General features: G+C 48.8%; 19 protein-coding genes. 11 read left to right on the top strand and 8 right to left on the bottom strand.

Annotation, left to right across the window (positions count from 1 at the left end; genetic code table 11):
• Positions 1–32 precede the first annotated feature (32 nt).
• Positions 33–698 carry an RNA pyrophosphohydrolase gene (locus B9Z32_RS03805; RefSeq protein ID WP_108420017.1) on the top strand — a complete coding sequence of 222 codons (666 nt, stop codon included), beginning with the start codon at positions 33–35 and terminating at the stop codon, positions 696–698.
• On the opposite strand, the gene proB is transcribed toward B9Z32_RS03805, so the two are convergent.
• The 4 genes from proB to rplU form a co-directional block, all read right to left on the bottom strand.
• On the bottom strand, positions 695–1,831 hold the full coding sequence (proB, locus tag B9Z32_RS03800) for a glutamate 5-kinase (RefSeq protein ID WP_108420016.1): 1,137 nt from the start codon (positions 1,829–1,831) through the stop codon (positions 695–697). The two genes, B9Z32_RS03805 and proB, sit on opposite strands and share 4 nt — an antisense overlap.
• Positions 1,828–2,898 (bottom strand): Obg family GTPase CgtA, encoded by a 1,071-nt coding sequence (gene cgtA, locus B9Z32_RS03795; protein WP_108420015.1) that lies wholly within the window; start codon positions 2,896–2,898, stop codon positions 1,828–1,830. The genes proB and cgtA overlap by 4 nt, the downstream gene beginning before the upstream one ends.
• 101 nt (positions 2,899–2,999) lie before the next feature.
• Positions 3,000–3,257, bottom strand: coding sequence for a 50S ribosomal protein L27 (gene rpmA, locus B9Z32_RS03790; protein WP_090129432.1), 258 nt, complete (start codon positions 3,255–3,257; stop codon positions 3,000–3,002).
• Between the two features lie 11 nt (positions 3,258–3,268).
• Positions 3,269–3,580, bottom strand: a complete 312-nt coding sequence (rplU, locus tag B9Z32_RS03785) for a 50S ribosomal protein L21 (RefSeq protein ID WP_108420014.1) — start codon at positions 3,578–3,580, stop codon at positions 3,269–3,271.
• A 299-nt stretch (positions 3,581–3,879) separates the two neighbouring features.
• Between rplU and B9Z32_RS03780 the strand changes: the two genes are divergently transcribed.
• A complete protein-coding gene (locus B9Z32_RS03780; protein WP_108420968.1) occupies positions 3,880–4,809 on the top strand; it encodes a polyprenyl synthetase family protein in 930 nt (309 codons plus the stop codon).
• Here B9Z32_RS03780 and B9Z32_RS03775 read toward each other — a convergent pair.
• Together B9Z32_RS03775 and B9Z32_RS03770 are read right to left on the bottom strand one after the other, a co-directional pair.
• Positions 4,806–5,786, bottom strand: coding sequence for a threo-3-hydroxy-L-aspartate ammonia-lyase (locus B9Z32_RS03775; RefSeq protein ID WP_108420013.1), 981 nt, complete (start codon positions 5,784–5,786; stop codon positions 4,806–4,808). The genes B9Z32_RS03780 and B9Z32_RS03775 overlap by 4 nt on opposite strands.
• A gap of 11 nt (positions 5,787–5,797) precedes the next feature.
• On the bottom strand, positions 5,798–6,592 hold the full coding sequence (locus tag B9Z32_RS03770; protein WP_108420012.1) for a hypothetical protein: 795 nt from the start codon (positions 6,590–6,592) through the stop codon (positions 5,798–5,800).
• 127 nt (positions 6,593–6,719) lie between these two features.
• On the opposite strand from B9Z32_RS03770, the gene B9Z32_RS03765 reads away from it, so the two are divergent.
• The 8 genes from B9Z32_RS03765 to B9Z32_RS03730 all read left to right on the top strand — a co-directional run bounded on the left by B9Z32_RS03765 (position 6,720) and on the right by B9Z32_RS03730 (position 14,548).
• Positions 6,720–6,905 (top strand): hypothetical protein, encoded by a 186-nt coding sequence (locus B9Z32_RS03765; RefSeq protein WP_108420011.1) that lies wholly within the window; start codon positions 6,720–6,722, stop codon positions 6,903–6,905.
• A gap of 90 nt (positions 6,906–6,995) precedes the next feature.
• Positions 6,996–7,709: a YebC/PmpR family DNA-binding transcriptional regulator gene (locus B9Z32_RS03760; protein ID WP_108420010.1), complete on the top strand. Its 714-nt coding sequence runs from the start codon at positions 6,996–6,998 to the stop codon at positions 7,707–7,709.
• Positions 7,710–7,841: 132 nt separating this feature from the next.
• Positions 7,842–8,867, top strand: a complete 1,026-nt coding sequence (locus B9Z32_RS03755) for a LacI family DNA-binding transcriptional regulator (protein WP_108420009.1) — start codon at positions 7,842–7,844, stop codon at positions 8,865–8,867.
• Between the two features lie 138 nt (positions 8,868–9,005).
• Positions 9,006–10,253 carry an ABC transporter substrate-binding protein gene (locus B9Z32_RS03750; RefSeq protein WP_108420967.1) on the top strand — a complete coding sequence of 416 codons (1,248 nt, stop codon included), beginning with the start codon at positions 9,006–9,008 and terminating at the stop codon, positions 10,251–10,253.
• Positions 10,254–10,527: 274 nt separating this feature from the next.
• On the top strand, positions 10,528–11,214 hold the full coding sequence (locus tag B9Z32_RS03745) for a carbohydrate ABC transporter permease (protein ID WP_233248052.1): 687 nt from the start codon (positions 10,528–10,530) through the stop codon (positions 11,212–11,214).
• Positions 11,211–12,059: a carbohydrate ABC transporter permease gene (locus tag B9Z32_RS03740; protein WP_233248050.1), complete on the top strand. Its 849-nt coding sequence runs from the start codon at positions 11,211–11,213 to the stop codon at positions 12,057–12,059. The genes B9Z32_RS03745 and B9Z32_RS03740 overlap by 4 nt, the downstream gene beginning before the upstream one ends.
• A gap of 55 nt (positions 12,060–12,114) precedes the next feature.
• Positions 12,115–13,488, top strand: a complete 1,374-nt coding sequence (locus B9Z32_RS03735; RefSeq protein WP_108420007.1) for a GH1 family beta-glucosidase — start codon at positions 12,115–12,117, stop codon at positions 13,486–13,488.
• Positions 13,489–13,492: 4 nt separating this feature from the next.
• Positions 13,493–14,548, top strand: coding sequence for an ABC transporter ATP-binding protein (locus B9Z32_RS03730; RefSeq protein ID WP_108420006.1), 1,056 nt, complete (start codon positions 13,493–13,495; stop codon positions 14,546–14,548).
• Positions 14,549–14,615: 67 nt separating this feature from the next.
• On the opposite strand, the gene B9Z32_RS03725 is transcribed toward B9Z32_RS03730, so the two are convergent.
• Positions 14,616–16,394 (bottom strand): glycosyl hydrolase family 17 protein, encoded by a 1,779-nt coding sequence (locus B9Z32_RS03725; RefSeq protein ID WP_108420005.1) that lies wholly within the window; start codon positions 16,392–16,394, stop codon positions 14,616–14,618.
• Between the two features lie 17 nt (positions 16,395–16,411).
• Positions 16,412–17,737 carry a hypothetical protein gene (locus tag B9Z32_RS03720; protein ID WP_108420004.1) on the bottom strand — a complete coding sequence of 442 codons (1,326 nt, stop codon included), beginning with the start codon at positions 17,735–17,737 and terminating at the stop codon, positions 16,412–16,414.
• A 187-nt stretch (positions 17,738–17,924) separates the two neighbouring features.
• Between B9Z32_RS03720 and B9Z32_RS03715 the strand changes: the two genes are divergently transcribed.
• The gene (locus B9Z32_RS03715) at positions 17,925–20,225 is read left to right on the top strand and encodes a glycosyl hydrolase (protein ID WP_108420003.1); all 2,301 of its coding nucleotides are present in this window, start codon (positions 17,925–17,927) and stop codon (positions 20,223–20,225) included.
• Positions 20,226–20,278 lie beyond the last annotated feature (53 nt).

Below are 20,278 nucleotides of genomic sequence, written 5' to 3'. Positions count from 1 at the left end.
ATGGACACAGTTTAAAAATTTGGGGTTTGATTATGCTTGACCGCGAAGGCTTTCGGCCTAACGTCGGCATCATTCTGCTCAACCAGAAAAATCAGGTGTTTTGGGGCAAGCGCATCCGAACCCACAGTTGGCAGTTTCCGCAAGGTGGCATTGACCGGGGTGAAAGCCCCGAACAAGCCATGTTCCGCGAACTGCACGAGGAAGTGGGGCTCCTGCCGGAGCATGTGCGCATCGTGGCCCGTACCCGAGATTGGTTGCGCTACGAAGTGCCTGATCGTTTCATCCGGCGCGATGCTAGGGGCCATTACAAGGGCCAAAAACAAATCTGGTATTTACTCCAGCTGGTTGAGCCTGACTGGAACATCAATTTGCGCGCCACCAGTCACCCGGAGTTTGACGCTTGGCGTTGGAACGATTTCTGGGTGCCACTCGATGTGGTGGTGGAGTTCAAACGGGGCGTTTATGAAATGGCGCTCACAGAACTGTCTAGATTCCTGCCACGCTATGACAACCGTGGTAGGTCTTATCGCGGTCCGTCAAGGCCTCGAAACGAAAGCCCCAACACGGCACCCCCCAGTCAGACAGGCGGCGAAGTTTCCATGACTGTTCAATTTGGCTTGATGCAAACCCAAATCCACATGGAGCTGCCTCCAGGCGGCAGTTTTGATCCCGATCCGCAAAACGATTTGAAAGATTAACGCGTCAATATCAGGTTGTCGCGGTGCACGAACTCAGACTCAGCGATGTAGCCCAGCAAAGCTTCAAACTCGGTAGAAGGTTTGCGGCAAATTAGGCGGGCTTCGGCGCTGGCGTAATTGGCCAAGCCACGGGCAATTTCTAAGCCGTTCACATCTCGAATGGCAATCACATCGCCGCGAGAAAAATCACCCTCGACTTGGGTCATGCCAATGGCTAACAAACTCTTGCCTTCAGCTTGCACTTTGGCAGCGGCGCCTGGATCGACGGTAACCGCCCCCCGCAATTGCAAATGATCGGCCATCCACTGCTTGCGGGCTTGCTGCTTCTGAGTTTGCGCCACAAGCAAGGTGCCAATGGCTTCGCCTTTGCACAAACGAATGAGGGCATCGGGTTCGCGGCCCCAGGCAATGACGGTAGAAGCGCCGGAGCCCGCAGCACGTTTGGCAGCCAATATCTTGGTAATCATGCCACCACTGCCAATGCTCGAGCCCACTCCGCCCGCCATGGCTTCTAAACTGAGATCGCCTGCGCGCGCTTCGTGCACGAATTGAGCTTCCGGATTTTTGCGTGGGTCGGCGGTGTACAAACCTTTTTGATCGGTGAGGATAACCAGGGCGTCGGCTTCAACCAAATTGGCCACCAAGGCGCCCAAGGTGTCGTTGTCGCCAAACTTGATTTCGTCATTCACCACCGTGTCGTTTTCGTTGATCACGGGCAATACCTTGTGCTGCAACAAAGTGAGCAAGGTAGAACGAGCATTCAAATAGCGTTCGCGGTCGGCCAAGTCGGCGTGCGTGAGCAGCACCTGCGCACTGCCCAAACCGTTTTCGCGCAACTTGGTTTCGTACATTTGGGCCAGACCCATTTGCCCCACTGCAGCCGCAGCTTGCAAGGCATGAATTTCTTGAGGCCGTGTGGCCCAACCCAAACGCTTCATACCTTCCGCAATGGCGCCACTGGAGACCATGATGACCTCGCGACCTTCTTTGGCCAGCAGCGCCATTTGGCGGCACCATTCACCAATGGCGGCTTCGTCTAGACCGCGACCTTCATTGGTGACCAAGCTGGAGCCAACCTTGACCACGATGCGGCGCGCATCGCGCAGAACAGTGGACGAGAAGGCTTGGCTCATGGCGGCGGTTCTTCGACAAAGCGAGGGTCAATGTAGACCGGCTCTTGCTCTTGTACTTGCTGAGCTTTGATATGTTGAAAAATGGTCTTGATCAAAGGCTCGCAACCTTCCCGCGTGAGGGCGGAAATTTCAAACACAGGGCCTTTGTATTTAAAGCGCTTGATGAAATCTTTGACACGGGCTTCCCGCTCTTCGGCAGGCACCATGTCAAGCTTGTTGAGGACCAACCAGCGTGGCTTGTCATACAAAGCTTTGTCGTATTTTTTGAGTTCGCCCACAATGGCCTTGGCTTGCGCTACAGGATCGACCGCTTCATCGAAGGGTGCAAAGTCAATGATGTGCAAGAGCAAACGGGTGCGCTGTAAATGGCGCAAGAACAAATGGCCCAAACCAGCACCGTCAGAGGCGCCTTCAATGAGCCCTGGCACATCGGCCACCACAAAGCTTTGCTCGGGGCCTACGCGCACCACACCCAAATTGGGATGCAAAGTGGTGAAGGGGTAGTCAGCAATTTTGGGACGCGCATTGGATATAGCGGCAATGAGCGTGGACTTGCCCGCATTGGGCATGCCCAGCAAGCCGACATCGGCCAAAACTTTCAACTCCAGCTTGAGTTCTTTTTTCTCGCCGGGCCAGCCAGGTGTTTTTTGGCGTGGCGCACGGTTGATGGCGCTCTTGAAGCGCATGTTGCCAAAGCCACCATCACCGCCCTTGGCAATCATGATGACCTCGCCCGGCTTGAGCAACTCATACAAAACATCGCCCGTTTCGGCGTCGGTGATGATGGTGCCCACTGGCATTTTGAGTGTGACATCGTCGCCCATGGCGCCAAACATGTCGGAGCCCATGCCATGCTGGCCACGCTTGGCTTCGTGCCTGCGTGAAAAGCGGAAATCGACCAAGGTATTGAGGTTGGGGTCGGCTACTGCAAACACGTGGCCACCACGGCCGCCATCGCCGCCATTGGGGCCACCAAACTCTTTGTACTTTTCGTGCCGGAACGAAACGCAGCCGTTCCCGCCATCGCCCGCGGCGATGTCAATGTAGGCTTCGTCAACAAATTTCATGATGGATCCGGTTTCTATGCCAGCTTGACTATTCTAAATTTGAGCACTGGAACAAAAAAGCCCCGACTCGGCGGGGCTCTTTGCGCAATGGCTGACGCTGTTTAAGCAGCAGTCACATTCACCATTTGCTTGTTCAGAGCACCCTTGATACCGAACGACACGTGGCCGTCAACCAAAGCGAACAATGTGTGGTCTTTGCCGATGCCGACATTGGTGCCAGCATGGAACTTGGTGCCACGTTGACGAACAATGATGGAGCCAGCGCTGATGAGTTCACCACCGAAAGCCTTCACACCGAGCATTTTGGGCTTGGAATCGCGCCCGTTTCGCGTAGAGCCGCCGCCTTTTTTCTGTGCCATGACCTAGCTCCTTAGCCTGCAATTGCACCGATTTGCAGTTCTGTGTACTGCTGACGGTGACCTTGACGTTTCTGATAGTGTTTGCGACGGCGCATCTTGAAGATGTGCACTTTGTCGTGCTTGCCATGTGCCAACACTGTGACAGTAACTGTTGCGCCGGACACCAGGGGCGTGCCAACCTTCAGATCTGCGCCGTTTCCGACTGCCAGAACTTGGTCGATCACGATTTCCTGGCCCACGTCCGCAGCAATCTGTTCTACTTTAATTTTTTCGCCAGCAGCAACACGATACTGTTTGCCGCCGGTTTTTATGACCGCGTACATAATGACCTTTTTGATATTTTTTGATATCTGAAATGGATGAACCCTAGGACGAACCCTAAGGAACCGCGGATTTTAGCACGGTCTTTTGGGGCTTGCCAAGCCCCCTTTTTCTAATATTTGAGTCATACCAGTTGCGTTTTGGCTCTCTATAATCAGGCTCACGCACAGAAATTCACCCTTCAACGCAGGTTTTTTGGGGGTTCTGCCCACGAATTTTGTTGACCAAAGACATTTTGCCCACCTCCGCCGCACCTCATCTAGCCTCTCCAGCCTCCGCTTTGGCCTTGGTGGCAAATGACATGGCTCGGGTTGACGAAGTCATTGCCAAACGTCTGAGTTCTGGCGTGCCGCTGGTGGGGCAAGTGGCCCAATACATTATTTCTGCGGGTGGCAAACGCCTTCGACCCGTCATTTTGCTTCTGACCAGTGGCGCACTGGGCTACCAAGAAGCGCACAAATACAGTTTGGCAGCCGTTGTCGAATTCATCCACACGGCAACTTTGTTGCACGATGACGTGGTGGACGAGTCGACTTTAAGACGAGGTCGGCCAACAGCCAATGAGAATTTTGGCAATCCAGCCAGTGTCTTGGTGGGTGACTTCCTCTACTCCCGAGCTTTCCAAATGATGGTGGATGCTGGCAGCATGCGCATCATGCAAGTTTTGGCCGATGCCACCAATATCATTGCTGAGGGTGAAGTTCTACAGTTAATGAACATGCACGATGCCTCTTTAGACGAAGCCGCCTATTTGCACGTCATTCGGTCTAAAACCGCCAAATTGTTTGAGGCCAGCACGCGTTTGGCAGCCATCTTGGCGAAGGCTTCGCCTGAGCTGGAAGAAGCTTGCGCAAACTATGGTCAGGCCCTGGGAACTGCTTTTCAAGTCATTGACGATGTTTTGGATTACGAGGGCAATGCCGCCGAAATGGGCAAAAACCTCGGTGACGATTTGCGGGAAGGCAAAGCTACCTTGCCACTTATTTTGGCCATGCAAAAAGGGACGGCAGAACAACGAGCGCTCATTCAACAAGCCATCGAAACAGGTTCTGTTGACCAGCTGAGCAGCGTCATTGCCATCGTGCGCGAAACGGGAGCCCTTGAAGCCAGCCGCAAGGCGGCCATGTCTGAGGCGCAGCGCGCCGTTGATGCGGCTCAATACCTGCCAGATGGCCCCTACAAAGACGCTTTGGTTGCGCTGGCGTCCCAACTGCTAGAGCGGCGAACTTAATCGCCTGAAGGATAGGCCGACATCAATTGCGAGAATCTGGCCATGTCAATATTGCCACCGCTGATGATCACGCCCACTTTTTGACCTTTGATTGAAGCACTTGCTTGAAAGGCCGCTGCCAAGGACAGACATCCTGTTGGCTCCACAATCATCTTCATGCGTTCGGCATAAAAACGCATGGTTTGGACAAGTTGTTCATCCGTCACGGTGTGAATGTCATGCACCAAGGCTTTGATGATCTCAAACGTGATGGCACCCACCATGGGCGTTTGGGCGCCATCAGCAATGGTCACTGGCGTTGCAATTTTGACGCGCTCTCCTTTTCTCAAAGATTGCTGTACATCATTACCCGCAGCTGGCTCTACTCCCACAATTTGGCAACCAGGCGATAGCGCCTGCGCGGCCAGTGCGCTTCCACTCAATAGCCCGCCGCCGCCTAAGCACACAAACAGCGCATCCAATGCACCGACTTCATTGAACAATTCAAGCGCAGCAGTGCCTTGGCCTGACAAAACATCGGGATGATCAAAGGGAGGGATGAAGGTCAGCCCTTTAGAAAGGGAAAGCTCTGTTGCAAGGAGATTGGCATCTTCTTTATAGCGGTCATAAGCAATGACCTTGGCACCATAGCCTTGGGTGGCTGCCAACTTTGCAGGAGCAGCGTCATGTGGCATGAAAATGGTGGCAGGGATTTGGAGGATTTTTGCCGACAAAGCCACTGCTTGCGCATGATTGCCCGATGAATACGCAACCACACCAGCTCGTCTTTCCGAATCGCTTAATTTGGCCAAGGCATTGAAACCGCCTCTGAACTTAAAAGCCCCCATGCGCTGGAAGTTTTCACACTTCACAAAAACCTGTGCTTGCAGTCGATCATCCAAAGTACGAGACCGAAGAACGGGCGTCTTGAGTGCGACGCCTTCAAGCCTTGCTGCTGCAGCCAGAACATCCTCGAAGGTGGGAAGAGCTTGCGGCATGCCTGAGGGAGTTAGGCGCGAAGAGCTGAGGTCATGAGTTTGCCCAGCTTCTCAAAATAGTCGATGCTCGCTTGGGTGGGCACCAAAAATTTGACCTTTTGATTTTGCTCAGTCTGCATGACCTTAATCAGTCCCGCTTTTTTCAAAATCTCAATGCGCCTGTGGATGGTGGCGGGGCTGGCAATGTCACTCAACTCCATGGTTTGCGTCACGACCAAAGGCTGTCCTTGTGCACTTTTAATGGCAATGGTCTCGAGTAATTTTTTGCCTATATCGTCGATCCCTGAAAGATCCATGAACTTGAAGGTCATTAAGACCAACAAGGTTCCTGCCCAATTGCTCAATGCCATGACACTGAAACTTAAGAGCCAGCTTTCCGTGAGTCCCAAGGTGTAGAACCAAAGTTGATGCAAAAACGCACTCAGCGTAGCGAAAAGCAGTGAAATCTTCAACAAGGTCATGGGGGAGACCACTTTAAATTCACGGTCTAAACCCAGAAACATCACGCTGAGTTGGCGAGCCAGCAACGGCGAGAGCCCTGCAATAAACCCAGTCATCAAAGCAAAATGAAGACCCAATTCAGGGTGGTCTTGATAGATCCAAAGAATACCGCCCAATGCGATGCCCAAAGCCCCAGACTCCAATGCCAGGAGAACCAGAACAAACCTGATGCCGCTTGGGAAAAACACCCAGTGCACATCAAAGGAAAAACCGGGTTCGCCCCAGACCCACTCATTGATGAGCAAAGACAGGTAATAAATACATGCCGAAACGCCAACGACCAAGCATTTTTTGAGCAATTTCATAAAAGTTGGATGGCGATTTTCACAAGGTGCTTTCAGACAAATGATGCCTGTTGAATCTTAATTTGCTTGACAATGTCATTTGTCGAAGCGCCCTAAATTCCCACATCAATTTCAAGGAAGTTTCATCATGTCAGAAATTCGTCCCGCCAACAATCGCCCCGACACCCCTCGGGTGCAACAAGAGCGCCCCGTGCAAACAGAGCAGAAAAAAGAAGCGCCACCACCAAGAACAGAGGCTCAGCGAGAAGTGACCAGACAGGAGGTCAAACCAACTGGCCAGGCCAAGGGCGGCAACGTCGATATCACTGTGTGAGTCGTCAGAGTGTGAACTTGAGGCGCCTAAGGAATGTCTTAGCATGTCTTAAAATGACAAGCTTACACCCTCACAGAGAAAGTACTCCCCATGGGCGCGCAGTGGAAAGCAAAAGGCAAGGCGCAAGCCGCAGACGCTAGAGGCAAACTCTTTGGACGTCTGGCCAAAGACATCATGATGGCTGCCAAAAGTGGGGCCGACCCTGCTGCCAACTCTCGGCTCCGACTGGTGGTCGAGCAAGCCCGAAAAGTGTCTATGCCCAAAGACACGCTTGAACGTGCCATCAAAAAAGGAGCTGGCCTTTTGGGTGACCCCGTCAATTTTGAGCGTGTCATTTATGAAGGGTTTGCTCCGCATCAAGTTCCTGTGATGGTCGAAGCACTGACCGACAACCTCAACCGCACAGCATCTGAAGTTCGTGTTTTGTTTCGAAAAGGTCAGCTGGGCACTTCTGGCTCGGTCTCTTGGGATTTTGATCACGTCGGATTGATTGAAGCAGAAGCTGCTCAAACCAATGCAGATGCAGAACTGGCTGCCATTGAAGCAGGCGCACAAGACTTCGAAGTGGCCGATGAAGACGGCGTGACTGTGTTCATCACGGACCCGACAGATTTAGATCTGGTTAGCAAAGCCCTGCCAGACCATGGATTTACGGTCTTATCTAACAAATTAGGATACAAACCTAAAAACCCAGTCGATCCTGCCAATCTGTCTGTAGAGCAACTGGAAGAAGTGGAAAATTTCCTTGCCGGCATTGACGGCAATGACGATGTGCAAAACGTATTTGTGGGTTTGGCCAATTAATGGTGATTTATGCATCAATGAAGTCATGACTTGATCATCAGGATGACAATAACTTCAAGTGACTTAGCCTCCTCACAAGATTGCTGTGAAAGCGTTTTCATGATAAGTTCTATTTTGAAACTTACTTAAATTATGAAAAACAAGCGCGCCGAAAATGTCAAGTCCGGCCCCGTCACACTTGAGCGTGTTGCCAAGCTGGCTGGCGTCTCACCAAGCACTGTTTCTCGTATCCTCAACGGTACTGCCGTTGTCAGCGATGAAAAGAGAAAAGCCATTGATGAAGCTATTGCAGAGTTAGGTTTTGTTCCCAACCCTGTAGCAAGAGGCCTTGCTGGTGGACGCACTTTGAGCATTGGCGTTGTTACGCAAGCCATAGACAGTCCCTTTTATGGCCCTGCTCTGCGCGGTATTGAAGATGAACTCGACAGTGCTGGCTACAGTCCCTTGTTTGTGAGCGCCCATTGGAACCCCGTGACTGAAGGCCGTTGCATTGATGTCCTCAGATCGCGCCGTGTTGATGGGTTGATCGTTTTAAACGGCCGCTTGAGTGACCAAGCACTTAAAAACGCTGCCAAACATTTACCAATCGTCGTCACGGGGCGCAATATCAAAGGTGGCGGTCTCTTTGCCCTTAACTTCGACAACTTTGCAGGCGGCGTTTTAGCCACTGAGCATTTGATTTCTTTAGGCCATCGCAAAATTGCTTTTATTTCGGGGGATGCCGCACATCCTGATGCCAATGAGCGATTTCGGGGTTACACCACAGCGCTCAAAAATGCGAGCATTCCATTTGACCCGCAGTTGGTGGTGTCAGGCGACTACCAAGTCGATGGGGGCCTCAATGCCACGGATCAACTTCTTTCAAACCGACGCAAATTTACAGCACTCTTTGCTGCCAATGACCAAATGGCATACGGTGCAGCTCTGAGCTTGCATCGCAAGGGTCTCAAAATTCCCGAAGATGTGTCCCTCATTGGCTTTGATGATCTTTACCATTCCATCTACGTTGCGCCGCCTTTGAGCACAATCCATCAACCTGCTTACGAACTAGGCCGCTTAACCGCTTCTGCCATTTTGCAAATGTTGGCAGACACCAAGCCAACAGCTGTCATGCCTGCACCCAAGTTGATCGTTCGGGAATCGACAGCCAAGCCTTGATTGAGCTCAGCCATAAGGGCTAGGGATAACCCTTTGACCCAATTTGACGGCGGTCACTATAATTCTTGAAAGCGCTTTCATGAGTTGCTTTCAGTGCATCGCATTGGTCAATTTGCGCCTGAGTTTCGTCTTTCCACAATGTTTGCAAATATACGATCTGTTGTCATAGCGGTTTTGCTAAGCCATCTGACACTCTGTGCACATGCTCAGAAAGTGTTAACTGTGGCCGCCTATCCTGCGGTTGACAGTATTATCAAAGCAGCATTGCCCGCATGGGAGAAAAAACACCCAGGCGTTCAAGTCAAAGTGATCAGTCGAGCGTACGCCGATCACCACACTGCAATGACCACCGCTTTGTCTACCTCATCCAAACCGCCGGATGTGATGGTTCTAGAGTCAAGCTACGTTGCCCGCTTTGCTACTGGGGGTGGACTTGAAGACCTTGGTGCCCCGCCTTACAACTTGAACGAATCGAAGCATTTGTTTGTTGCATTTTCAATTGACCAAGCCAAATCTTCAACGGGTCGCTTGGTTGCCATACCAACAGACATAGGTCCAGGTACCTTGCTTTACAGGCAGGACTTATTGCTGAAATCAGGACTGCAAGAAGCCGACCTAACAAACAGTTGGGACAGTTACATCAAAGCCGGGGTTGTCATCAAAAAATCAACTGGCGCCTACCTCGTAGCCCATGCTCGAGATGTGAAAGATTTGATTATTCGTGGCGGCGTTAAGTCAGGCGAAGGTTTGTATTTTGATGCGGCAGGTCATTCTCTTGTTACCACCGAACGATTTGTAAAGGCTTTTGAGTTGGCCAAACGAATTCGAGACAACAAATTGGACGGCAAAATCAGCGCATGGTCTAACGAATGGGCAGAAGGTTTTCGACGAGGTCATGTTGCCACTCAAATGTCTGGCGCATGGATTGCAGGACATCTCAACAACTGGCTTGCACCTGAAACAAAGGGACTCTGGCGTGCATCACAGTTACCTGAAAATACCTGGGCAGCGTGGGGCGGAAGCTTCTATGCCATTCCGAAAGCTGCAACACAAAAAGAGCTTGCCTGGGATCTGATTCAATTGATGACTCTCAATCCTGATCGTCAGTTGGAAGCCTTCAAATCACAAGACGCTTTTCCTGCACTGATCAGTGTTCACAACGATGCTTTTTTCAATGAACCTATCGCTTTTCTTGGACAGCAAAAGGCTCGAATTTTATGGCGCGAAGCCACGCGCCATATTCAAGCGCCTAAAGTTCATCGACTGGATACTTTTGCCGATGAAGTGATCAACACAGAGCTCGATAAAGTGCTCAATCAAGGTAAGGATATACGCTTGGCATTGAAAGATGCAGACCGTTTGCTGGAGCGTCGTGCACGGCGTTAACTCCATGACCCCAATATCCCCCAAACTTCAGCGCCGTCCTCGCTGGCGACTCCACCCCAAACTTGTGCCGTACGTTTTACTGGCACCTTTTGTTCTTTTATTTTTTATCTTTGGACTGTTTCCGCTTCTGTTCTCTTTGTTTCTGGCATTTCAAAGTTGGGAGCCTACATCTGGCTTGGCCAACATGTCTTACGTAGGCCTTGATAATTTTATTTTCACACTAGAAGATGAATGGTTTTGGAAATCAATCAAGAACACTTTTTGGCTTGCTGCAGTGTCTGGAATTCCTCAACATCTCATTGCAATTCCGCTAGCTTGCGTCATTCATGCTCAGTTCAAGCGCACACGCAATGCCACTGTCGGGGCCTATTTTTTACCGTACATCACTTCCACTGTGGCCATCGCCATGATGTTCAGCACCTTGTTCTCAACTGACTACGGACTGATCAATCAGGTGATTGCTGGTGCGGCCCAACTGCCTTTGATTGGTAGTTTTTTTCCGCAACAACCCATTGATTGGTTAGGTGAATCTGAATTCATCAAGCCTGCAATTTCATTTGTGGTGTTTTGGCGATATGTCGGATTCAACACAGTCTTGTACTTGGCTGCACTTCAAACAATTCCGAAGGACATGTATGAAGCAGCAACCATGGATGGTGCCAGTCGTTGGAATCAGTTTTGGTACATCACCCTGCCAAGTCTCAAACCAATGATTTATTTTGGTGTGACTTTGACTCTGATTGGTGGTTTGCAATTGTTTGAAGAGCCCTTCATTTTGACTGGCGGCCGTGGCGGCAGTGATCAATCTGGCATGACCACTGCCATGTACATGTATCGGACTGCTTTTGATTTCAATGATTTCGGAACAGCCAGCGCTTTATCCTGGATTCTTTTTGTTTTTGTGGCTGTCCTCACTTGGTTGACCAACTTGGCATTCAAACCTAAGAGGGGAGAAACATGATGACTGAAAGCCGTCGATTGCAAGGTAGTCATTCAGTCAGCGTAGTGACGGCATATGTCATGGTGGGTTTGGGTAGCCTGATCATGCTTGCGCCGTTCTATTTCATGTTTGTATTTGCCACACACACTAAATCCGAAATTTTCACACTGCCCCCACCCCTATGGCCTGGTACTGCATTTTTTGAAAATCTGAAAATATTGACTGAAAAAATTCATTTTTGGAACAGTCTTGGCTGGAGTCTCTACATTGCATTGGCGTCTACTGCATTGACGTTGATCTTTTGCTCCATGGGGGGTTATGCATTCGCCATGTTTGAGTTCAAGTTTAAAAAACCCCTGTTTCTCCTGGTCATGGGGACCATGCTGATACCCTCTTTTTTGGGCATGATTCCTACCTTCATGATCATGGATGTGCTGGGTTGGATTGATCAGCCCCATGCTCTTTTCATCCCTGGTGCCGCCAGTGCATTTGGAATTTTTTTAATGCGCCAATTTGTTTTGACATCCATTCCTAGAGAACTGATTGAGGCCGCCAGAATGGACGGTTGCTCAGAGCTAGGGATCTATGCACGGATCGTTCTGCCTTTATTGCAGCCTGCATTGGGCACGCTCGGCCTGATTACATTCATTGCTTCGTGGAATAACTTTATTGGGCCATTGGTGGTCATGCGTTCCCCTGAAATGTACACATTGCCATTGGCGCTGAGAAGCATGCAAAGCCCGGTAGATACAGAGTGGGGGGCATTGATGGCTGGCTCTGCAATCGCAACCGTTCCCCTGCTCATTTTGTTTGCTTTCTCATCCAAGCGATTGATAGAAGGCTTAACGTCAGGCGCTGTTAAGTAACACCATTTTTTTACACCATTGAAATTCCAAGCAAATGTCCGATCTAAATAACGCAATGCGCATAAAAAAGTTTCCAAAAGATTTTATTTGGGGCGTTGCCACGGCTGCATTTCAAATTGAAGGTGGCGGTCGATCTGATGGCAAAGGTCCTTCAATTTGGGATCGGTTTTGCGAGCAACCAGGCGCGATTGCAGATGCCAGCAATGGTCTAGTTGCTTGTGACCACTACAACAATTGGCAAGACGATATTCAAATCATTTCAGATTTGGGCGTCAATGCGTATCGAATGTCCATTTCTTGGCCTCGCGTTCAACCAACAGGCAAGGGGGCATGGAATTCAAAAGGTTTAGATTTTTATGATCGCGTTATCGATGCATTGTTTGAAAAAAATATAGCGGCATCAGTCACATTCAACCATTGGGATCTTCCGGATGCGCTGCAGCAAATGGGTGGTTGGGCTAACCGTGAAACAGTCCATCGCTTCGTAGACTATGCGCAAACCGTGGCTCGTCGCTTGGGTGATCGGGTCCAATCGTTTACAACACACAACGAACCTTGGGTCATTGCACATCTTGGCCATGAAACAGGCATATTTGCGCCAGGGATTAAACACAGAGGCGTAGCGACACAAGTTTCGCACCATCTGTTGTTGAGTCACGGTTTGGCTTTGCAAGCACTGCGCGCTGAGCGTCAAACCGCCAAGCTTGGGATTGTTTTGAATTTAGCGCCAATGCATTCTGCAACTGAATCAACTGAAGATAAACAAAAAACAAAACTGGAAGATGGCCGACTGCTTCGCTGGTACATGGATCCACTGTTCAAGGGAGAATATCCAGCCGATGTTTTGGATTTCTTGGGCAGTGATGCCCCTCAAATTGAGTCAAACGACATGGCTCACATTCAACAGCCACTAGACTTCTTAGGGGTTAACTATTACTCCAGATCAGTGGTTAGCGCGGCTGATCCATGGGACGTGCAGAAAAGCGGTTTACCGGTAACAGACATGCAATGGGAAGTCTATCCACAAGGCTTAACAGAATTGCTGGTTCGAATGCATCGCGACTATCCACTGCCTGCCATTTACATCACAGAAAATGGCGCAGCGTTCAAAGACAAAATAGTCAACGGCAGCGTCCACGATAAAAATCGCGTTGATTACTTGCAGCAGCACATCAGAGCACTGTCAGATGCCATTGAGCAAGGCGTACCAGTAGAGGCCTACATGGTGTGGAGCTTGATGGACAATTTTGAATGGGCCAGTGGCTATGAAAAGAGATTTGGCATCGTTCACGTCGATTACGAGACACAAAAGCGGGTTCTGAAGGACAGTGCACTTTGGTACAGAGAGTTTTTAAAGCAAGGGACTCAATTACCAGAGTTAAAAACAAATATGCTCAACGAACCCGCAGTGACCGTTCTAGGAAATTAAGTTCATGGGACATGTTGTACTTAAAAATCTGCACAAATCTTATGGCCGAAATGAAGTTATTCGCGGCATCGATTTGGAAGTTCATGATGGCGAGTTTTTGGTCTTTGTAGGTCCATCTGGATGTGGAAAGTCAACAACATTGCGCATGATTGCTGGGCTCGAAGAAATTAGTTCTGGTGATCTCACCATAGACGGTGTTCAGGTAACGCACACACACCCAGCCGACAGGGGTGTTGCAATGGTATTTCAAAACTACGCACTCTACCCTCACATGACGGTTGAAGAGAACATGGGCTTTTCTCTCAAAATGTCTGGCATCAAAGAAAAAGAACGCCAACTTCAAGTCCGTCAGGCTGCAGAGGTTTTACGCATTGATCAGATGCTCAAGAAATTTCCCAAAGAGCTATCGGGGGGTGAGCGTCAACGTGTTGCAATTGGTCGAGCCATTGTTCGAAAACCAAAAGTCTTCCTCTTTGATGAACCGCTGTCCAACCTTGATGCTGCGTTGCGCGTCAACATGCGCATCGAGCTTTCAAGATTGCACAAAGAATTAGGCACCACCATGATCTATGTCACGCACGATCAAGTTGAGGCTATGACTATGGGCGATCGAATTGCAGTTTTTAACAATGGGAACATAGAGCAGTTGGGTTCACCTTTGTCACTGTATGAGCAACCTTGCAATCAATTTGTGGCCAGTTTTTTAGGTTCGCCTCGCATAAACTTGATTGAGAAACCTAATTTCAACATGGCCTCTGAATGGCTGAAGGCTTGGTGGAATTTGCATTCAGAAAATTTTTCAACAAAGCCACATTGCATTGCTTTTCGACCAGAACACATTGACATTGTTGAGGCTGCTCAAGGTCTACCAGCCACCGTGGTGCTGGCTGAACATTTAGGCGACTCTTCCATTTATCACTGCCAAGTTAATGGTTTAACAAACTTGATCAATGTCAAAATGAACTCTGACAAAAAATTCAAAAGTCATGATTCGATTGGTTTGTTTTTTAACAAGAGCCACATTCTGGGGTTTGACTCAAAAAGTCATCGAGTCAACTGATCTGCTGATTGAAAAAGCCCTGAGAGTGCATTTGCAATCTCAGGGCTTTCTTGTATCCACTTAACTCTTATTTTGACCAATACACATTGTCAATGTAGATCTTAGTTCTGTCATTCGAGTTGTTTGACTTGCCTGTTTTTTCATACCTGTCGGCAATGACCAATGGGTTAGTCACTTTGCTTAAATCTAGTTTTGACTTACTGGCATCGGTCATGCCATAGGCCATGGCGCCGCGAGGCGTTATGGCGCTGACAGGTATGGAAACGTTGCGCCAAGTTCCATCATTGACATAACCATATGGATTATTGGCGGGATCAACTGTGAGGTAAACATCGTAAGCACTGCCCGCGGTTGTGGTACCTGTTAAAAAACCAAACTCAATTTTTCCTGGATACGTTGTCTTGATGCTGAAATTCAACTTACCTGTTGTGGCAAATTGTGAAAGGTCATCTGCAGAAGTTTGCAAGGCCGCAATCATGCCCCAGCCCCAGCTTGTAGGTGCGGGTGTGATTTCTAATGAATTGGGCCCATCGCCAGTTGCAAAGCTGATAGAGCTGCTTCCCGCATAAGCAGTTGCTGGGTTGTCCCAGCCAACCCACAAAATTGACTCCGAAGGCCTGACTTCACCTGCGGTATTCATGTCCGAGAAAATAGTGTATCGATTGGCAGTGATGGTGCCGTTACTCTGTGTGGGAATAAAATAAAGGGCGTCTGCAGATGTGTAAGCACCGGATTCCCAAATGCTATTTGGATAGAGTGACTGCACAACATAACGCGCCTTACGTTCGACATTGAACAGCCCCCATTTGTCGTCGGCTTTTTTCCAAGGCTCGTCAAACGCCTCAAAATAGAAAATGCTCTTTGGTTTTGCAGCTGCGCTAGAGTTGCTCCAAGCTGTTAAACGTTCAAAATACATTTTCTGATTAACAGGGTGTGCTCGGTAATTTTCACCGCCAGACGCTACTGCCTTCCAGCCTGTTTCTCCAATCACAATGGGCGTGTTGGTTAAGCCGAGGTTGTCCATGTAAGACCTTACCGCATTGAAATCACTTTTTGCGGCTGCAATAGCGGCATCCATCATTGCCTCTGCGCGCAAATTAGCTGCTTTATCAGTTTGCTGCCAGTTCCATTTGTTAGCGTCATGCACTGAGTCTGCCAGTGGATAAGTATGCATTGCCACAAAATCAACCGCATTCAAGATAGCTTTTGGTTCTTGGTTATTGTTTGCCTTTGCAAAAAATGCCCAATTGTCATCAGTGGTCACTGGTTGCGTGACTTGACTACGGACAGCGTTGATGTATTTGACCATGTCGGCTACAGACACTGGATTGAATGACCAATTGACCATCGTTTCGTTGCCCACGCTCAAAGCCAAAACGATACTTTTGTAGTTGTTGGCTAGGCTCACCGCCCTGGCAATTTCTGCTTCGTTGATCCCTCCAGGGTTTCCGGATTGGATCCAGACTCCAAGCATCACTTTGATATCCAGATTGTTATTTTTAATGGTCTCCAATATCACTTTGGCCATTGCATCACTGCTGTTGAACAAGCGAATGAGTGTGAAACCACCATCTTGTAACAAACGCAAATCTTGCAAGACATTGGCGGTGGTTACCACTTCATTTTGAAAATTATTTCCGTCGGTGCTGGTACTGCGATAAGGAGAATAAGAAACAGCTTTTCGAGTGCCAAAATCTGCACTTAAAGCTCTTACTTGTACGCCATTGGAAGGGACGACTCCTCCCCCGCCACACCCAATCAATACCAAAGCCATACTCGCAGCCATCAATAAGGATAGGTAGCTTTTGATCAAATTCTTCATGTTCAATTTTTCAAAGTTATTCATGCTTGTGTCCCTTCAATTTAGAACACGTAAACTGCGCCTAAACCCGCCCAATTGCCTGTGCGAGTAACTCGCGAATCGACGTCGGTGAATGCAGTGTTAGAGGGCATTGACATTGGAGCTAAGCCAATTCGTGCATAGTTAACGATGCCAACAAAGCCATAAACTTGGAAGCCTTGACGAACTTCATAACCCAGACCCAATGTATTGATCAGAGCAGCATTGCTTTGTCCTCGCTCACTGGGATTTGAAGTATTGGCTTTGCCTAGATATGTCAGGCCGGTATGTGCGGTCCATTGCCCCATTCTGTACCGAGCGCCAAGCATGGTGTCTACTGTTCTTGCGGCATAACCAGGATTGGGGACGCCATTGAGTTGGCCGTTCCAATCGACATTGAACATGTTATTCCACTGAGCTTGTGCACCAGGAACTGTGATAACTGCATATGCACCACTCCAGCGATTGATGCGAATGCCACCAGAAAGTTCAATTCGAGAATCAAGTTGATAGCGGCCCATGACCATGGCGATCGATTGTCCAGAACCGCCCAGCTTGGGATCGTCGGCTACATTTGGAGTCAGGCTTGTGAAGGGTCCTTGACTCCAAGCTTGAGGGTTGCCATTTCGGGTGTCCTGGAACATGGCGTCAATGACCAAATCGCCTTTGTAATACTGCGCATAAAGTTCAAGAAACTTTGGCTTGTTAATTTTGAAATCACGATTTCCTTGGTCGTAACTGGCCTCAACAACCAAATCTCCTTGCGCAACATCAAATTTTCTTGATGTATATCTGACCGCCTTTGTCAGCAAGCCGTATCCTGCGCCACTTGATCCCCATACACTGGCCACGCCAATGTTGGTGCCATAAGGATAGTCCGCGATGCTCCATGTTCGGGTGGTCATGGCACCGACTCTCAAACTTCCATAGTCGTCATGACTTATCGCTATATTTTTTTCATACCAGAAGCCAGGAATGTCATGTTTTCCGTCGCGCCATCTCTGGCTGACCAAGCCATTGAATTTGTAACCCTGACCTAGGTCATATTTCACGCCCAACCATGGCTGAAACAGTGTGACATCTGAATTGCTTGTGCCATAAGGCTTGCCTACGACCAAATCATCGGCCCAAATTCTTTGTTTGTTCTCGAGTGGATAAAGTTGGCATTCATTGCAATTGTTACTGCCTCTTCGAACTTCTGATTTCGCAAATCCAGTGAGGCTAAACATTCCCTCTGGCCCAAAGTCAATGGCATAACTTGAAGCACCCGAGAAAAGCACAATGGCTAATGCGATGGATCGGAACCGCGCACTTTGGCGTGCGATATTTGGCAAGATTGGATGTGTCATAGTTTCACTAATTTGAAAGCGCTTTCATAATCTTAAATTGTGAGAGATTGACCGTCAATGATCATTCACCCTCGTTTACCCTTAAATTTCAAAAAAACGCCATTTTTCTAGGGCTTGTCTGGCTTTTTGAAAGCGCTTTCATTATGATTCAGATGCTTCAAGATAGATTGACAAAATAGGTAGGAACATGACCCTCACACGTTACTTGGCCTTAAGCACATTGACTGCATTTGGTTTGTTTGGCTTTTTATTGCCCCTTTCGGCGCACTCCCAAAATGTCAGTATTGGCGCTGCGAGTTATGTCCTTAATCCAAAAGGGCAAGATCCGCGCCCCCCTGCCGCACCCCATAGAACCCCAGATTTATTGACCAAGGCAGCGCCTACCAACCAATGGTATTCAACTCTCATTTTTCATGACAAACCTGAGGCAATCTTTGCTCATCCTTTGAGTGTCAAGCCAACGGAGGCTGGCATCGAAGTATCTTTGCCAAGACAAGAGGTTGTGCCAACTGAGAGGCAAGACGTCGAAATACATTACGCTCACAAAAATCCTCTTCGAATTTCAAGTTCAACCTTGTCACTTGGCAAGGCCAAACTTGCTCGCACCAGCGATTGGTCAATTGATATCAGCCAATCTCAGGGGCAAGATCAACTTTTAGCCACCGTTACCCATGGCAGTCCTTATGTTTACTTTCAAGTCAGTCGTGGCAATCTTCGGATCGACTTACCCGCGGAAGGTAAAAAAATAGAGAGTCTTTCTGGGCAACCATTGGCACTCAAAGCACACCATTTGGTCTTAGAAGTGAACGGTCAATTTTTTGCACTTTTTGCCCCTACAGGTGCAAAGTGGGAGGTCATGAATGATCGCTCTTGGGCCTTGTCAATGCCCGAGGGAAAAGGCTATCTGTCTTTGGCTGCGTTACCCGACTCTTCAATTGCTGCATTCAAATTGCTCCAAGAGCATGCATACGCTTTCGTTTCTGACACCAAAGTAAGTTGGGAGTTCGATTCTGCCAAAAGCCAAGTCAAAACCCAATTTGATGTGAGCAGCAAAATGATGGAGGGCTTACAGAGAAGCCCACTTCTAGGACTTTACCCACATCATTGGCATCAAAACGCCACTGTCACTGACAAATTGGGACCTGCGTATGACACCATCAGGGGGCCCATTAAATTGCTGGCAAGCAATTCATTTGCAACTCAATTCACTTACAACGGATTTGTGCCCTTTTGGCCAGGCGTGAAAAATCCTCTGCAGGCTAAAGAACTGAGTGAGGTCACTAAAACAGACGTGAGAAACGCCAGGCGCATGATGCTTGAAATTGGCGTTGGGCCTTATTGGCAAGGTAAGGGATTGCAGCGAATAGCCAAGCTCATGGATGTCGTTGAGCAGCAAGGCGACTTGGCAGCACGCGATCAATTGTTGGCAACCTTGAAGACCCGAATTGAGAAGTGGTTCTCGGGCAAAGACAACAAAACTTATTTTCATTTGGACAAGTCTCTTGGTGCTGTCATTGCCTATCCAGAAGAATATTTCAGCATTTCACAAATGAATGACCATCATTTTCACTACGGCTATTGGATCCGAACAATGGCCGACATTGCCTTGCGCGATCCAGCTTGGGCTAGCCCTTCGCAATGGGGTGGGATGGTTAATTTACTCATTGCAGATATCGCTACCAGCGAACGGGGTAGAGCTGACTTTCCTTTCTTGAGAAACTTTGATCCTTACGAAGGTCACTCATGGGCATCGGGCGTTGGACTGGGTGAGCATGGCAACAATCAAGAGTCATCTTCAGAAGCCATCAATGCCTGGGCAGGGCTCATTCAGTGGGGCGAGCTAACTGGCAATACGCAGCTCAGAAATTTGGGCTTGTACCTCTACACAACAGAGATTGAAGCCATTCACCATTACTGGTTTGACAGCCACGGTATTGTTTTTCCAAAGGCCTATAAAAATGCTGAGGTCAGCATGGTCTTCGGTGGCAAATACTCACACAACACTTGGTGGACAGATGAACCACGACAAATCAAAGGCATTAACTTGCTTCCCATCACCACGGCCAGTACGTACCTTGGGAGAGCGCCCAACCATGTCAAGCGAAGCGTGGCCACACTTGGACCTGAAACTGCCTTGTATGCTGCAAGAGGGAAATATGCAAACCCGCCTGATATTTGGCAAGACATTTTTGCCAAATACTTAGCACTTGCCGATCCAAAGCAAGGCCTTGATTCTTGGAAACGTTGGGGCTCATTTGAGCTAGGTGACACGCGGAGCCACGCATTGCACTGGCTCTACAGCCTTAACGACATGGGTGTACCAGATTTCAGTGTTACAGCCAACACCATCTTTTATTCAGTCTTCAAAGACGCTACTGGGCGCAAAACATATTTGGCATTCAACTCAGGAAAAGCCGACCTGAAAGTTCAATTCAGTGATGGTAAATCGATGATCGTACAACCAGGAATGTTGCTGCGTGAGAATTAAATTTTTGTGCCTGCTGGCAGGATTGACAATGATTTCTCTAACTTCATGTGGGG

Source organism: Limnohabitans sp. MMS-10A-178, from assembly GCF_003063375.1.
Classification (GTDB): Bacteria; Pseudomonadota; Gammaproteobacteria; order Burkholderiales; family Burkholderiaceae_C; genus Limnohabitans_A.
This window is presented reverse-complemented; position numbering and strand designations above follow the sequence as displayed.